This is a genomic window from Pseudomonas sp. R1-1 (assembly GCF_051132135.1).
In the GTDB taxonomy this organism is placed as follows: domain Bacteria; phylum Pseudomonadota; class Gammaproteobacteria; order Pseudomonadales; family Pseudomonadaceae; genus Aquipseudomonas.
Genome location: NZ_CP071663.1, coordinates 4,621,773 through 4,636,617, shown reverse-complemented (window position 1 = coordinate 4,636,617; position 14,845 = coordinate 4,621,773). Strand labels below are relative to the sequence as shown.

Genomic DNA, 14,845 nt, shown 5'->3' with positions numbered 1-14,845 from the left:
ACAATTCGGAATAAGGGTTTTCGCGGGTCTTGAAAGCGCCGCAAAACCCTGTAGGCCTTCGCCTGCTCGCGATAGCGGTGTGTCATTCAAATCAATTCTGACTGAGATACCGCCATCGCGAGCAGGCTCACTCCTACAAGGTGTGTGTCTATTGGGACAAGCCGCATGGGCGAAAAGTCGTTACTATAAGCGCCTCTTTGCTTGCCTTGCCATGGACACCATGACCGAGAACGACTATCTGATCGCCTGGGGCCTCTACGCCTTTGCTGCCGTAGGCTGCCTGTTGGTATGGATGCGCCTGACCACCTGGATGTGGCGCTGGTTGCGCGAGCCGCTGCGTGTGCTGATGGCGGTGTTGCTGTTCAGCCCGACCATCGTCGATCCGGTGAAAGCCAAGGTCGCGCCGGCCATCGCCATTACCGCCCTGGACCTGCTGTTCAAGGTCGGCAACAACGCCTGGCGGGCGGTGTCCGACCTGTTCATGTACGGCATGATCGCGCTGGGTGTCTATCTGGTGTTCGTATTGATTCGGCTACCGATCGAGCGTGCCTCCAAAGCACGCCGAGAGCAGGCTGAAGCGGCCAGGGCTGCGGCGCGCGCCGATGAACGCGATGACGATCAGCCCTTCGGTGGTGCCGGTGATGACCGTTATGGCCGACCGCCAGTGCCGAACAATCCGCAGCGAATGCGCGTCGAGCCGCGTCTGTAATCCGAGAGTCCGCACATGTGTGAATTATTGGGCATGAGTGCCAACGTGCCGACCGACATCGTGTTCAGCTTCACCGGCCTGATGCAGCGCGGCGGTCGTACCGGCCCGCACCGCGACGGCTGGGGCATCGCCTTTTATGAAGGTCGCGGCTTGCGCCTGTTCCAGGATCCGGCCGCCAGCAGCGAGTCGGAAGTGGCCAACCTGGTGCAGCGCTACCCGATCAAGAGCGAAGTGGTCATTGGGCACATTCGTCAGGCCAACGTCGGCAAGGTCTGCCTGTCCAATACCCATCCGTTCGTTCGCGAGCTGTGGGGACGTAACTGGTGCTTCGCGCACAACGGCCAGCTTGCCGAATTCACTCCGATCAAAAGTTTCTACCGTCCGGTCGGCGATACCGACAGCGAAGCGGCGTTCTGCGATTTGCTTAACCGTGTGCGCGCCGCGTTCCCGGAGCCGGTCGATATCGAAGTGCTGTTGCCAGACCTGGTCGCGGCCTGCGCTGAATATCGCAGCAAGGGCGTGTTCAACTGCCTGCTCAGCGACGGCGACTGGCTGTTCTGCTATTGCTCGACCAAACTGGCGCAGATAACCCGGCGCGCACCGTTCGGCCCGGCGCGGCTGAAAGATGTCGATGTGATCGTCGACTTCCAGGCGGAAACCACGCCCAACGACGTGGTGACGGTGATCGCCACCGAACCGTTGACCGAAAACGAAACCTGGACCCGCTACGAGCCGGGCCAATGGAGCCTGTGGCGACGCGGCGAATGCGTCAGCCAGGGCAAGATCGAATAAGGATTGCAGCTCATGTTGCTCAGTTATGTACGGCTGGTGTTGTTTGCGGCGGGCCTGTTGATCGGTGTCCAGGTGCCGGGGTTCATCAACGATTACGCGAAACGTGTCGAAGCGCATCTGATCGAGGCGCAAACCGGTCTGCGTGGTTTCCAGGGCACGGCCGATCAGTTTTTCAAAGGCGACATGCAGGCGCTGGTCGCGCATTACCGCGCCAGCGAAGACCCGATATTCCGCAGCGATGCTGACAGCCTGAACACCTTGCTCACCCGTCAGGTTGCGCTGGATAAACAATTCCAGGCGATGCAAGGGCCGTGGTACATCCGCTTTCTGCAAGTGGTGCTCGCCGCCGACCCGGACATTCGCAAGGAAACCTGGAACGGCTACAGCTATCAGATTCTGTTGACCCCGGAAGCGATGATCTGGGGCATGAGCGGCGCGCTGCTGCTGTCGTTCGGCATCGAATGCCTGTTCCGCCTGATTGATTGGGTAGTGCTCGGTGGCCGACGCCTGCGCCAGAGCCGACCGATCGAAGACCGCGACGTGCGCGGCCTTTGATCGTTCCCACGCTCTGCGTGGGAATGCAGCCCGGGACGCTCTGCGTCCCTTTCAAACCGAACGCGGTGCGTCCGTGGAGTATTCCCGTGCAGAGCGTGGGAACGATCATGACGTGAGGGTGACGTAACCCGTGCCCACCTTGCGCGCATAGTCCGCCAAGACCTGCCGACACAAGGTCACAATCTCCTCGACCCACTCAACCCCGATCCGCCACGACACCACCACCGGCAAATCCGCCGGCCGCTGATCGATATTCAACAGGATCAAATCCCCCCGTGCCAGTTCTTCGGCCACCAGCACCGGCGGCAGCACACCGATACCAAATCCGTCGCGCAGTAACCGCGTGATCGCCGACACCGAATTCACGCAATTCAAACGCGGCGCCACCACGCCATTGGCCTGCATCAACGCCAGCAAGTCCTGATGCGGCCGTGAGTTTTTCGAGTAAGTGATGATGCGTTCCTGCGCCAGTTCGGCGAGGTCGGCGTAGTCGCGATGGTAGATCGACTGGCTGGCGACGATCCAGCCCAACGGATGGCTGGCCAGTTCCAGGCTGCGCACGCTTTCATGGCGGATCAGATCGGTCTGCAGAATGATGTCGAGAAAGCCTTTTTGCAGTTGATCGCAGAGGTTCAGCGCGGTATCCGCGACCAGTTCGATTTCTACCCGTGGATACAGATCGGTCATCTGCGCCACCAACGGGCTGAGCCAGGTGTGGATCACCGTGTCCATCACACCGATGCGCACCCGGCCGATCTTGCTTGAACGGGTCTCGATCGATTGTTTCAGCGCCGCCATGGTGTCGAGCATCTGCTCAGCGTAGTCGAGTACTTTCAAACCTTCGGGCGTCAGGCTCACGCCGCGCGAGTCACGCAAGAACAGCTTCACCCCAAGCTCGCCTTCGAGCACCGCGATGCGGCTGGAGATCGACGCCTGCGTGGTAAACAGCTTGTCGGCGGTCAGGCGAAAACTCTTCAGTCGGGCGACCCAGACAAAGGTCTCGAGAAACTTCAGGTTCATGGGCAAGGCTCGGGTGACAAGTTTTTCTTATGCCTAAGGCGGGTTTTTATTCGTTGGACGCACAAGCGCCGTGCGGCGAAAAATCGGCGCATGCGGTTCCCACGATAGGCGTCGTCGGAGCTTCGAACAAGACCAATAAAAACCTGCGGAGATTTGCCATGAGTGCTCCCGACACCCTCCCTTTATCCGAGCCTGCGGCACGTCCGGGGCCGTTCGACTGGTACCGCAACATCAACCAGCAGGAGCGCCGTACCTTCTGGAGCTGCAAGATCGGTTACGGCCTCGATGGCATGGACACGCAGATGCTCAGCTTCGTCGTGCCGACGCTGATCGCAATGTGGGGCATCACCACCGGCGAAGCGGGGCTGATTCACACCAGCACCCTGATCGCCTCGGCCATTGGCGGCTGGGTCGCCGGGATTCTCTCCGACCGCATCGGCCGCGTGCGCACCTTGCAACTGACGGTGCTGTGGTTTGCCTTCTTCACTTTCCTCTGTGGCTTTGCGCAAAACTACGAACAATTGTTGATCGCGCGCACCTTGATGGGCTTCGGCTTTGGCGGTGAATGGACCGCGGGCGCGGTGCTGATCGGCGAGGTGATCCGCGCCAAGGACCGCGGCAAAGCAGTCGGTATGGTGCAGTCAGGTTGGGCGTTGGGCTGGGGCCTGACGGCGATTCTCTATGCCGTGCTGTTCTCGCTGTTGCCACCGGAAGACGCCTGGCGCGCACTGTTCATTCTCGGCATCGTTCCGGCGATTTTCGTGATATTCGTGCGGCGTCTGGTGAAAGATCCGGAGATTTATCGCGAGGCCAAAGCGGCGCAAACGCCGGCGAACCCAGCGAAGTTCTATGAAATCTTCGCCCCGGGCATGCTGTTCACCACGTTCCGCGCTTCGTTGCTGACCACCGGTGCCCTCGGCGGTTACTACGCGATTACCTCCTGGCTGCCGACCTTTTTGAAAAACGAGCGCGGCTTGAGTGTGCTCGGCACTGGCGGCTATCTGGCGATGGTGATTGTCGGTTCTTACGTCGGCTATGTGATCAGCGCCTATTTGACCGACCTGCTGGGGCGCAAAAAGAATTTCATCCTGTTCGCGGTCGGCTCGTTCACCATCGTTCTGCTCTATACACAGATGCCGGTGAGCAACGGCGTGATGCTGTGGCTGGGCTTCCCGCTGGGCTTTTTCGCTTCAGGGATTTTCAGCGGCATGGGCGCGTTTCTCACTGAACTGTTCCCGACCCGTATTCGCGGCTCGGGGCAGGGCTTCTGCTACAACATCGGTCGCGCACTGGCGGCACTGTTTCCGCTGTTGATCGGCCTGCTCAGCCAGAAAGTGCCGTTGAGCGTAGGTATCGGTGCGTTCGCTGCGGTGTCGTATGGCGTGGTGATTCTCGCGGCGTTGAGTCTGCCGGAAACCCGTGGCAAGCAACTCGACGCGCAGTAACTGATAACCTGCCAGGCAAAGTCCTACAGATAAAAAGATCAGCACCTACAGGAGTGTTCACCGTGAGCCGCCTGCTTTTGAATTGCGACATTGGCGAGAGCTTCGGTAGCTGGACCATGGGTCTGGACGCCGAGGTCATGCCTTTCATCGATTGCGCCAACGTGGCCTGCGGCTTTCATGCCGGCGATCCGGGCATCATGCGCAAGACGGTCAGCCTGGCCGTGAGCCATGGCGTGCAGATCGGTGCGCATCCGGCCTACCAGGATCTGGTCGGCTTCGGCCGGCGCTCCATGGCCTATTCCGCACAAGAACTGCAGGACATCCTGCATTATCAGATCGGCGCGCTCGACGGCATTTGCCGGGCGCAGGGCGGGCGGGTCAGCTACGTCAAACCCCACGGCGCGATGTACAACGACATGATGGCCAACCCGGCGCAGTTGCGCGCGGTGATTCAGGCGATTGCAGCCTACGACCGCAGCCTGCCGTTGATGCTGATGGCCACGCGTGACAACGCAGCGGCGCAGCAGATCGGCGATGAGTACGGCGTGACCCTGTGGTTCGAAGCTTTCGCCGACCGAGCCTACGACAGCGCCGGCCGGCTGGTCTCGCGACAACTGCCGGGCGCGGTGCATCACGATGGCGAAACAATCGTCGCGCAAGCGCTGACCATTGCTCGCGGCGGCGACCTCACCGCCAGCGACGGCAGCGCCTTGCGCCTGCACGCCAATACCCTCTGCGTGCACGGTGACAACGCCAGTTCGGTGGCCGCCGTCCAGCGCATCCGTGAAGCCTTGAATCAGCTGAGTGCGCCATGAATCCCAGGGTAGAAGTGGTAGCACTGGATTGTCTGATGCTGCGTCTGTTTGATGAGATCGCCGAAACCAACATGCCGTGGATGCTCGCCGCCAGCGAGCGTTTGCGCGCAGTCTTCGCCGGGCATCTGATCGATCTGGTGCCGTCGTATACCACGCTGATGGTGCATTACGACCTGAGTGCATTGAGCCCGACGCAAGCGCGGAAGTTGATCGCCGAAGCGCTGGTCGACCTGTCGCCGAATGCGCGCGCCGCTGGCCAATGCCATGTCTTGCCGGTCTGGTATGACTTGAGCGTCGGCCCGGAATTGCGCCTGCTCGGCGAGCGCAGCGGGCTGGCGGTGGAGGAGGTGATCCGCCGCCACAGTGCACGGGAGTATCAGGTGTTCGCCCTCGGGTTTGCGCCGGGGTTTGCCTTCATGGGCCTGGTTGAAGAAGTGCTCGCCGCGCCGCGTTTGAATACCCCGCGCAAGAAAGTCGCGGCCGGCAGCGTCGGTATTGCCGAGCGCCAGACCGCCGCTTACCCCGTCGTGTCTCCGGGGGGCTGGAACCTGATCGGGCGCACGCCGGCACGATTGTTCGACCGTGATCGCGATGGCTACAGCCTGATGCAGCCCGGCGACACCGTGCGCTTCGAAGCGGTCAGCCATGCCGAATTCATCAACCTGGGCGGTGACGACACACCGTTGGAGGCGCTGGCATGAGCCGACTGACGATTACCGCGAGCACGCCGCTGTGTCTGTTGCAGGACTCTGGGCGCTTCGGCGTGCGGCATCTGGGCGTGACACAGGGCGGGGCGGCGGATTGGTGCTCGATGAGCTGGGCCAATTGGTTGCTCGGCAATGCGCTGGATGCCACGGTGATCGAAATCACCCTCGGCGGCTTTGCGCTTGTGGCTGAAGAGGCGTGCTGCCTGGCACTGGCAGGCGCGGATCTTGGCGCGCAGATCGACGGCCAGCCACTGGCGCCGTGGCGCAGTTTCAACCTGGATAAAGGGCAGACTTTACAGCTCACGCAACCTTTGCTCGGTGCCCGGGCGTATCTGGCAGCGCCCGGCGGGTTTGTGGCGCCGAAGGTGCTCGGCAGCACTGCGACCGTTTTGCGCGAAGAGCTCGGCGGTCTCGATGGCATGGGGTTGCCGCTGGCCAAGGGGGCGACGCTGGACTATCACGGGCCATCGCGGCCAATGCTTGAAGTGCCCCGGCAGCATCAACCTGATCTGCGATCACATAAACCGCTGGATCTGGTGCTCGGCGCACAGATCGGCGAGTTCAGCGGGCAGAGTCTGTTCGATGTGTTCAACACGGTCTGGACCCTCGACAGTCGCGCTGACCGCATGGGTATTCGCTTGTTGGGCACAGCCTTGCAATACCAGGGACAACCGATGATTTCCGAGGGCATTCCGCTGGGGGCGGTGCAGGTGCCGCCGGACGGGCAGCCGATCGTGCTGCTCAATGATCGCCAGACTATTGGGGGGTATCCGCGGTTGGGGGCGTTGACGCCGCTGGCGCTGGCGCGATTGGCGCAACATTTGCCGGGCGACAGGGTTCGGTTCACACCGGTCATGCAGGAGCGTGCATGGCAAGCTCATAGCAACTATCTGAAGTCCTACTTATGACTGTCCGAACTTCGGACTGAAAACCGGGACGATTCGTTGAGGCTGAGTACATTGCCCTACATTGCTTTTCGGCGATGTGTGAAATCATGGAACTTCATCTCTCACAAGGAAGTTTCAGATGCGTTATATGAAAGTCAGTGCTCACGTCAGCGTTGAGGGCACCGCCAGTGTTGAAACTCGCATTGTTGAATTCTACGAGGCCGACGATAACGATGCCGTTTACAAAGGCGAACTGGATCGTTTCGGCAATCTGCAGAAGTTGAGTATCGACAAGGTCGGCTTCGAAGAAACGGCGAGCTTGTTCGAGCAGTTCATATCCAGGGCCAGTATGGGTATGAAGCGTATGTTTGACCGGCATCACCGAGGAAATCAGCACGGCAGATCCATGCTGTTAAATGCCGAGGGGCACAACGAAGCCGGCGTTGCTACAGGTGTTTTATTTCGTTTTTTTGCGGCAGACGGTGAGCTGAAACGTGAAACGCTGCTCAGCCCTGGAACCGATCTGGAAAGAAAAAAACGGCGAACGCTGCTGGCCCAGAACACAGCGAAAATGAAGCTGTTGGCAAGAAGGCCAGGTGTGCAGCCTCCGGTCATTTGCGAAACGGACGACCGTGAATTCATGGACAGGCTTTGCACGTCCTATATCAAATTAGGCTGGTAAGGATTCTCGGGTCTCTGGATTGTCCCCCGTGAAGCGAGGGGGACGAACCGGTTTATTTAGACAAAAACCGCATGCCTTCCTCAAGCCCGCGCAACGTCAGCGGATACATCTGATCCTCGATCAGATCGCGCACGATATTGGTCGACGAGGTATAGCCCCAGGTATCTTTCGGATACGGGTTGATCCATATGAGTTTCTTGTACTTCTCCATGAAACGCTGCATCCAGACATAGCCCGGTTCTTCGTTCCAGTGCTCGACGCTGCCACCGGCCTGGGTGATTTCATAAGGCGCCATGGCGGCGTCGCCGATGAAGATCACTTTGTAGTCGGCGCCGTACTTGTGCAGCAGATCCTGCGTCGAGGTGCGCTCGGAAGTGCGGCGCATGTTGTTCTTCCACACCGATTCATAAATGAAGTTGTGAAAGTAGAAATACTCCAGATGCTTGAACTCGGTCTTGCAGGCCGAGAACAATTCTTCGCAGATCTTTACATGCGCATCCATCGAGCCGCCGATGTCGAACAGCAGCAACAGCTTGACGGTGTTGCGTCGTTCCGGGCGCATCTGGATATTCAGCAGGCCGGCATCCTTGGCGGTGTGGTCGATGGTGCCATCGATATCCAGCTCCTCCGCTGCACCCTGGCGGGCGAACTTGCGCAGACGACGCAAGGCGACCTTGATATTGCGTGTGCCCAATTCCACCGAATCATCGAGGTTCTTGTATTCGCGCTGATCCCAGACTTTCACCGCTTTGCCCTGGCGCTTGCCGGCATCGCCGACACGAATGCCTTCCGGGTTGAAACCGCCGGAGCCGAACGGGCTGGTGCCACCGGTACCGATCCATTTATTGCCGCCGGCGTGGCGTTCCTTCTGTTCTTCCAGACGCTTCTTGAATTCTTCGATCAGTTTGTCGAGTCCGCCAAGGGACTGGATCTGCGCCCGTTCTTCGTCGGTCAGCGAACGCTCGAATTCCTTGCGCAGCCAGTCTTCGGGAATCAGCGCCTGCAAGTGATCGTCGAGCTTTTCCAGACCATTGAAGTAGGCGCCGAAGGCCCGGTCGAACTTGTCGAAATGGCGCTCATCCTTGACCAGAATCGCTCGCGACAAATAATAAAACTCGTCCATGTCGGCGAAGGTCACGCGCTGTTTCAGCGCGTTGATCAAGTCGAGCAGTTCTCGCACCGACACCGGTACTTTCGCTGCGCGCATTTCATTGAACAGGTTGAGCAACATGGCAGCAGCCTCTTAGCGGGTGCCGCGCCGGCTCATGAACGCCAGACGCTCGAGCAGTTGCACGTCCTGTTCGTTCTTGACCAAAGCGCCTGCCAGCGGCGGGATGGCTTTGGTCGGATCGCGCTCGCGCAGTACCGCTTCACCAATGTTGTCGGCCATCAGCAGTTTCAGCCAGTCGACCAGTTCCGACGTGGAGGGTTTTTTCTTCAGGCCCGGCACTTTGCGCACATCGAAGAACACGTCCAGCGCTTCGCTGACCAGATCTTTCTTGATATCCGGATAGTGCACGTCGACGATCTTTTGCAAGGTGCTGCGATCAGGGAAGGCGATGTAGTGGAAGAAGCAGCGGCGCAGGAACGCGTCCGGCAGCTCTTTCTCGTTGTTGGAAGTAATGATGATGATCGGGCGTTTCTTCGCCTTGATGGTTTCGTCGATCTCGTAAACGTAGAACTCCATCTTGTCGAGTTCTTGCAGCAGGTCGTTCGGGAACTCGATGTCGGCCTTGTCGATTTCGTCGATCAGCAGAATCACCCGTTCCTCGGACTCGAACGCTTCCCAGAGCTTGCCCTTCTTCAAGTAGTTGCGTACGTCGTGGACTTTTTCATTGCCCAGTTGTGAATCACGCAGGCGGCTGACCGCATCGTATTCATACAGGCCCTGATGGGCCTTGGTGGTGGACTTGATGTGCCAGGTGATCAACTTCGCGCCAAACGACTCGGCCAGTTGCTCGGCGAGCATGGTCTTGCCGGTGCCCGGCTCGCCCTTGACCAGCAGCGGCCGCTCCAGGGTAATGGCGGCGTTGACCGCCAGCTTCAGGTCATCGGTGGCGACGTAGGCCTGGGTGCCTTCGAACTTCATCTGCTAATCCTCGAACGGTAACACCGACCTGACGGGCAGGGCGGGGGCGAAATAATCGGATGCCCGACTATAACGCGCAGCCCGGGCGACTGTGAACGCAGACGGCGTATTCAGTCTCTGAATGGGGCGTCACATGTTGACTCAGTCTCGGCTGATGGCCAGTATTCAGGTATCGCCGATTTGGCGATAGCCTTGCGGCATGTCTACTAAATATCGATTTCGCGATAAATACCTAATTCAGCTGCGGGAAAAGGATCACCCACCGCCTCACGTTCACCTTACCGGTGGCGGCGTTGATGTGATGCTGAGCCTGGAGACCATTGAAGTGATGATGGGCAAGGCACCGCCGCTGATTGTCAAGGAGGCCCTCGGATGGGTGGCCGCGCATCAGGCGCAATTACTGGAGGATTGGAAACGATGTTACCCATGAAGCGGCCTCGTCTGGCCGCTGTAAAAGTGCTGCCGGATCTGCGCCTTGCGCTGACGTTCATTGATGGCCAGCAGATGACGCTCGATCTGGGACGAGACATCCGTGGATTTCCGGGACTACGACCGTTGCTCGATAGCGACGTGTTCGCCACTGCAACGCTCGATGAGGACGGCTGGATGGTTGAATGGCCTGAACCGGATATACAGATCGGCGCAGACACCCTTTATATGGACGCGCTGGCACAGAATGCATTGGATGAAAACACCCGGATCTTCATTGACTGGCGCGCCCGAACGGGACTATCGCTTCAGCAGGCCGCGGAAGCATTGGGCGTCAGTGCTCGCAGCATCAGCCGTTACAGTAATGGTCGCGAGGTCGTGCCTCGTTCGCTCGCGCTGGCTTGTCTGGGCTGGGATTCGCTGCAGCCGTCGACCATCGCAGCAGAAGATAGCGGCCGTTATATCCTCAACCGTAAACCCTAACCCTCGTCCGGCTTCGGCCGCTCATAACGGGCGTTGAACGCTTGAATGAAGCCGTTGCGCAAAATCTGTAAAAACGCTTCGAATGCGTTGATATCTTGCTGGTGGACATTGCCGCTGAGTTCGACGCGGGTGGCAAACTGGTTTTTGTTCTGGTTTTTCAACACGGTTTCGGTGCCGCCGACCAGCGCTTCCCAGATCGAGCGGAAAATGCCCTTGTTCTTGTTTTCCACGTCCTGTTGCCAGTTGAACACATCAACGTCGCGCAGCAGCGGTTTGATGTAGCCGGTGAGCCTTGCATTGTCTGCCTTGGCTTCGATGACCACATCGCCATGGCCGGCATTGAAGTCGAACTTGCCATAGGCCGAGGCGAAATCGTTCATGCGTTTGAGTTCGATATCGCGCGCGCGCAGGCGGAATTCGAAATCTTCGAAGTCGCTCAGCGGATCGAAAGTGGCGGTCACTTCGACGGGGGCATGCCCCAACAGCAGGGCCTTGCCTTCGAAAAGGGCATCGCGTTTGCCTTCCTTGTCGACCACGTTGGTCAGGTTGTAGATGCTCGCATTGACCTTGCTCGCATTCATGTTCACTGGCGGCTTGGAGTTGAAGTTGCGGAAGGTGATGCGGCCATCGTTGATCTGCACTTCGTCGAGGGTGATTGGCAGCAGTTTGCCCAGTTGCTCACGCCAGTCGGTGCCTTGACCGGTCTGGGAGTTCTGTTTATTGGCGCCGCCATCGACGAAGTTGATTTCGGGATTGAGGAATTGCACCTGCGCGACCACCGCATGGTCGTACCACAGCGAGTGCCAGCTCACCGACAGATCGATCAACGGCGCGTCGACGAACGGCACCGGCACCTTGCCGTCGACCTTGACGATTTTCAGACCATTGATTTTGTACGCGCCGCGCCACAACGCCAGATCGACATCGGTGATCTGGCCGCGGTAGTCGCCCATGTCGGCGAGCTTGTCATTGAGGTAGTCGCGCACCAGATAGGGCAGGGCGATGTGCACGGCCAGCAGCAGCACGACTACGCCTGCGAGGGTCCATAGCGGCCAACTGTAACGACGCTTCATGACGAGGCTTCCTGAATAAGGTCCTTGAGGATTCTTTGCGATTGACTGCGCGCGTTCGCAGACGTTCGACCCGACTGGACTGTGATGGGCAACAGGCTTACCGTGGAAAGCTGAATTCAACGCTGCACAAGGACCCAGCCAATGAGCCGTATTTTTGCTGACAACGCCCATTCCATCGGTAACACACCGCTGGTGCAGATCAACCGCATTGCGCCGCGCGGCGTGACCATTCTGGCCAAGATCGAGGGGCGCAACCCCGGTTATTCGGTGAAATGCCGGATTGGCGCCAACATGATCTGGGACGCTGAAAGCAGCGGCAAACTCAAGCCAGGCATGACCATTGTCGAACCGACGTCGGGCAATACCGGTATCGGCCTGGCCTTCGTCGCCGCAGCCCGTGGCTACAAGCTGATGCTGACCATGCCCGCCTCGATGAGCATTGAGCGGCGCAAGGTGCTCAAGGCGCTGGGTGCCGAACTGGTGCTGACCGAACCGGCCAAAGGCATGAAAGGCGCTATCGAAAAAGCGGCGGAAATCGTCGCCAGCGATGCGGACAAATACTTCATGCCGGCGCAATTCGATAACCCGGCGAACCCGGCAATCCATGAGAAAACCACCGGCCCGGAAATCTGGAACGATACCGACGGCGCGGTCGACGTGCTGGTCGCGGGCGTCGGTACAGGCGGAACGATTACCGGCGTTTCGCGGTATATCAAGAACACCGCCGGTAAACCGATTCTTTCGGTGGCCGTGGAGCCGACCTCATCGCCGGTGATTACTCAGGCTTTGGCCGGTCAGGAGATCAAACCGAGCCCGCACAAGATTCAGGGGATCGGCGCCGGTTTCGTGCCGAAGAACCTTGATCTGTCGATGGTCGACCGGGTTGAGCAGGTGACCGACGAAGAATCCAAGGCAATGGCGCTGCGCCTGATGCAGGAAGAGGGGATTTTGTGCGGGATTTCCTGCGGCGCAGCGATGGCGGTTGCGGTGCGTCTGGCCGAAACGCCGGAAATGCAGGGCAAGACCATTGTTGTGGTGCTGCCGGACTCCGGCGAGCGTTATCTGTCGAGCATGCTGTTCAGCGACTTGTTCACCGAGCAGGAGAACCAGCAGTAAGCAGATTGATGCAGGTCAGCCAGGGTTCAGGCACCCTGTGTTAATAAACGCATTGTTGCGAACCGCTTGACACTGAATCTTGTCAGGCGGGTTTTTCCCGGCGCCGGTAGTGTTTATCATGGCCGGCTGCCATGCCGGGTAAAAGGCATGCGCAGCGTTGTCTTTATTCAAGGAGTTGTTGATGACCGTTTCGTTTGCCGCCAAGGCGTTTGTGCTGTTGCTGTTTTTGGGCAGCACGCTCTATGTGCATTTGCGCGGCAAGGCGCGTTTGCCGGTATTGCGTCAGTTCGTCAACCACTCGGCACTGTTCGCTCCGTATAACGCTTTGATGTACCTGTTTTCCGGGGTGCCGTCGAAACCGTATCTGGATCGCAGCAAGTTTCCGGAACTGGATGTGCTGCGCGATAACTGGGAAACCATTCGCGACGAAGCGATGCACCTGTTCGACGAAGGCTATATCCGCGCCGCAGAGAAGAACAACGACGCCGGTTTCGGTTCGTTCTTCAAGAAGGGCTGGAAGCGTTTCTACCTCAAGTGGTACGACAAACCGCTGCCATCGGCCGAAACCCTGTGCCCGAAAACCGTGGCGCTGGTCAGTGCCATTCCCAACGTCAAAGGTGCGATGTTTGCGCTGCTGCCGGGCGGCAGTCACCTCAATCCGCATCGCGACCCGTTCGCCGGTTCACTGCGTTACCACTTGGGCCTGTCGACGCCGAACTCGGACGATTGCCGGATCTTCGTTGATGGTCAGGTCTATGCCTGGCGTGACGGTGAAGACGTGATGTTCGACGAGACCTATGTGCACTGGGTCAAGAACGAAACCGAGCAGACTCGCGTCATCCTGTTCTGCGACATCGAACGTCCGTTGAACAACCGCCTGATGACCCGCATCAACCGCTTCATCAGCGGCTGGCTCGGTCGGGCCACTGCGCCGCAGAACCTCGACGACGAGCGCGTTGGCGGGATCAATCAGGCTTACGCCTGGAGCAAGAATTTCAGCGACAGGTTCAGCGGCGTGGTCAAACAGTGGAAGCGTCGTCATCCCAAGGCCTACCGCGTGATGCGGCCGGTACTGGCGGTGGTTGTGCTGACGTTGTTGGGGTATTGGCTGTTTGGTTGAGGCTGGATCAAGCAATAAAAAAACCGCTCCTTGAGGAGCGGTTTTTTATTCAAAGTCGACCGGCAGCCAGAACCGAAGGCTCGTCTTCGATGCCTGTAGCCAGCAACTGCAACAAACGTTTTTGACTGGCTGTCAGTTCAGGCTCGCTTGACTTTCTGTTTTTTACTGAGCGGATCATTGCCACGGAAGGTCTTTTTCTGACTCTACTCATGCTAGCTCCGGAATTGGTTATTAATTGATCGATTTTCAAGGTACAAGATCCCTAAGTGTTTTGACAAGTCGGCCTTCGTTGTCGAAGTCGAAACCGAGCTTTTGATAAACGGGAATCGCGCCGCTCAGGGGCTCCTGGATTTCCAGAACATCACAACCGATGAATTGCGCATATCGTTCAATTACGATCAAAGCCAACATACCGATGCGGTTTTTCAAAGGATGTGTTCCGCCAGGCCGGCCCTCCAGCCTGACGATCCGTAATCGGCGCCGACTGTTGTTCGGGTTCGCGAAGCACAATCCGCAGAGCTGGTCTTCAAACCAAATTGCAATATCCAGCGACTGCGGTTCACGTGCTTTCCACGCAATGACTTCATGCCAGAAAAAATGCGGCTCCTCCCAGAGTTCAAAAGCGCGCAGCGAATGCGCATCTATAGGTTCAAAGCGTATCTGTGATAGATCAACGGCAGCAGCGCCGGTCGACCCAATTCTCGTCTGTACTCGGGCAATTTCCAGACCAATCTGTTTTCTGGCCTCTGACCGATACAACTGGTACCGCAAAGACGTCCGTTCCCTTGGCATGTGATCTCTTGCATTCCCTGTCTCCTGACAATCCGTTGCCACCACCAATTACCCTAATCACCCAGCACCGCACTGTCGCTAGCGGCCCTTTGCCCAAGTCATTGCAATCTGTGTCCCGCGGTGGTTATAGT

Annotated in this window: 18 protein-coding genes; 12 read left to right on the top strand and 6 right to left on the bottom strand. The window is 58.6% G+C overall.

All coding sequences use genetic code 11. From position 1 onward, the window contains the following. Window positions 1-211: 211 nt before the first annotated feature. From J3P75_RS20760 to J3P75_RS20750, 3 genes are read left to right on the top strand one after another with little or no spacing between them, the layout of a single operon-like run. Window positions 212-709, top strand: a complete 498-nt coding sequence (locus J3P75_RS20760) for an MFS transporter (RefSeq protein ID WP_434708003.1) — start codon at window positions 212-214, stop codon at window positions 707-709. A 15-nt stretch (window positions 710-724) separates the two neighbouring features. Continuing rightward, the gene (locus J3P75_RS20755; RefSeq protein ID WP_434708002.1) at window positions 725-1,501 is read left to right on the top strand and encodes a class II glutamine amidotransferase; all 777 of its coding nucleotides are present in this window, start codon (window positions 725-727) and stop codon (window positions 1,499-1,501) included. A gap of 12 nt (window positions 1,502-1,513) precedes the next feature. After that, window positions 1,514-2,056, top strand: coding sequence for a DUF2937 family protein (locus J3P75_RS20750; RefSeq protein ID WP_208938335.1), 543 nt, complete (start codon window positions 1,514-1,516; stop codon window positions 2,054-2,056). Window positions 2,057-2,161: 105 nt separating this feature from the next. Here J3P75_RS20750 and J3P75_RS20745 read toward each other — a convergent pair whose 3' ends face one another. Further along, a complete protein-coding gene (locus J3P75_RS20745) occupies window positions 2,162-3,076 on the bottom strand; it encodes a LysR family transcriptional regulator (RefSeq protein WP_434708001.1) in 915 nt (304 codons plus the stop codon). Window positions 3,077-3,234: 158 nt separating this feature from the next. On the opposite strand from J3P75_RS20745, the gene J3P75_RS20740 reads away from it, so the two are divergent. From J3P75_RS20740 to J3P75_RS20720, 5 genes are all read left to right on the top strand, one after another. Beyond that, window positions 3,235-4,521: an MFS transporter gene (locus J3P75_RS20740; protein WP_434708000.1), complete on the top strand. Its 1,287-nt coding sequence runs from the start codon at window positions 3,235-3,237 to the stop codon at window positions 4,519-4,521. A 62-nt stretch (window positions 4,522-4,583) separates the two neighbouring features. Next, window positions 4,584-5,336 (top strand): 5-oxoprolinase subunit PxpA, encoded by a 753-nt coding sequence (locus J3P75_RS20735; RefSeq protein WP_434707999.1) that lies wholly within the window; start codon window positions 4,584-4,586, stop codon window positions 5,334-5,336. Continuing rightward, window positions 5,333-6,037, top strand: a complete 705-nt coding sequence (locus J3P75_RS20730; protein ID WP_434707998.1) for a 5-oxoprolinase subunit B family protein — start codon at window positions 5,333-5,335, stop codon at window positions 6,035-6,037. Before J3P75_RS20735 ends, J3P75_RS20730 begins: the two co-directional genes overlap by 4 nt. After that, window positions 6,034-6,951 (top strand): biotin-dependent carboxyltransferase family protein, encoded by a 918-nt coding sequence (locus J3P75_RS20725; protein ID WP_434707997.1) that lies wholly within the window; start codon window positions 6,034-6,036, stop codon window positions 6,949-6,951. The genes J3P75_RS20730 and J3P75_RS20725 overlap by 4 nt, the downstream gene beginning before the upstream one ends. A 118-nt stretch (window positions 6,952-7,069) precedes the next feature. Beyond that, window positions 7,070-7,612 carry a hypothetical protein gene (locus tag J3P75_RS20720; protein ID WP_434707996.1) on the top strand — a complete coding sequence of 181 codons (543 nt, stop codon included), beginning with the start codon at window positions 7,070-7,072 and terminating at the stop codon, window positions 7,610-7,612. A gap of 52 nt (window positions 7,613-7,664) precedes the next feature. Here J3P75_RS20720 and J3P75_RS20715 read toward each other — a convergent pair whose 3' ends face one another. Further along, complete coding sequence (locus tag J3P75_RS20715) at window positions 7,665-8,843, bottom strand: vWA domain-containing protein (protein WP_007956512.1); 1,179 nt, start codon at window positions 8,841-8,843, stop codon at window positions 7,665-7,667. A 12-nt stretch (window positions 8,844-8,855) separates the two neighbouring features. Further along, entirely contained in the window at window positions 8,856-9,701 is an 846-nt protein-coding gene (locus J3P75_RS20710; protein ID WP_076566454.1) for an AAA family ATPase, read from the bottom strand. A gap of 199 nt (window positions 9,702-9,900) precedes the next feature. On the opposite strand from J3P75_RS20710, the gene J3P75_RS20705 reads away from it, so the two are divergent. Next, the gene (locus J3P75_RS20705) at window positions 9,901-10,131 is read left to right on the top strand and encodes a DUF4160 domain-containing protein (protein ID WP_434707995.1); all 231 of its coding nucleotides are present in this window, start codon (window positions 9,901-9,903) and stop codon (window positions 10,129-10,131) included. Continuing rightward, entirely contained in the window at window positions 10,119-10,613 is a 495-nt protein-coding gene (locus J3P75_RS20700; protein WP_434707994.1) for a helix-turn-helix domain-containing protein, read from the top strand. The genes J3P75_RS20705 and J3P75_RS20700 overlap by 13 nt, the downstream gene beginning before the upstream one ends. Here J3P75_RS20700 and J3P75_RS20695 read toward each other — a convergent pair. Further along, on the bottom strand, window positions 10,610-11,686 hold the full coding sequence (locus J3P75_RS20695) for a DUF748 domain-containing protein (protein ID WP_434707993.1): 1,077 nt from the start codon (window positions 11,684-11,686) through the stop codon (window positions 10,610-10,612). The genes J3P75_RS20700 and J3P75_RS20695 overlap by 4 nt on opposite strands. 141 nt (window positions 11,687-11,827) lie before the next feature. Here J3P75_RS20695 and cysK point away from each other — a divergent pair, with 141 nt between their 5' ends. Both cysK and J3P75_RS20685 read left to right on the top strand, forming a co-directional pair. Beyond that, window positions 11,828-12,802 carry a cysteine synthase A gene (gene cysK, locus J3P75_RS20690; protein WP_208938327.1) on the top strand — a complete coding sequence of 325 codons (975 nt, stop codon included), beginning with the start codon at window positions 11,828-11,830 and terminating at the stop codon, window positions 12,800-12,802. Window positions 12,803-12,983: 181 nt separating this feature from the next. Then, complete coding sequence (locus J3P75_RS20685) at window positions 12,984-13,922, top strand: aspartyl/asparaginyl beta-hydroxylase domain-containing protein (protein WP_434707992.1); 939 nt, start codon at window positions 12,984-12,986, stop codon at window positions 13,920-13,922. A 49-nt stretch (window positions 13,923-13,971) separates the two neighbouring features. Here J3P75_RS20685 and J3P75_RS20680 read toward each other — a convergent pair whose 3' ends face one another. Beyond that, window positions 13,972-14,172, bottom strand: coding sequence for a hypothetical protein (locus tag J3P75_RS20680; protein WP_434707991.1), 201 nt, complete (start codon window positions 14,170-14,172; stop codon window positions 13,972-13,974). Then, entirely contained in the window at window positions 14,169-14,714 is a 546-nt protein-coding gene (locus J3P75_RS20675) for a hypothetical protein (RefSeq protein WP_434707990.1), read from the bottom strand. Before J3P75_RS20675 ends, J3P75_RS20680 begins: the two co-directional genes overlap by 4 nt. Between the last annotated feature and the right edge of the window lie 131 nt (window positions 14,715-14,845).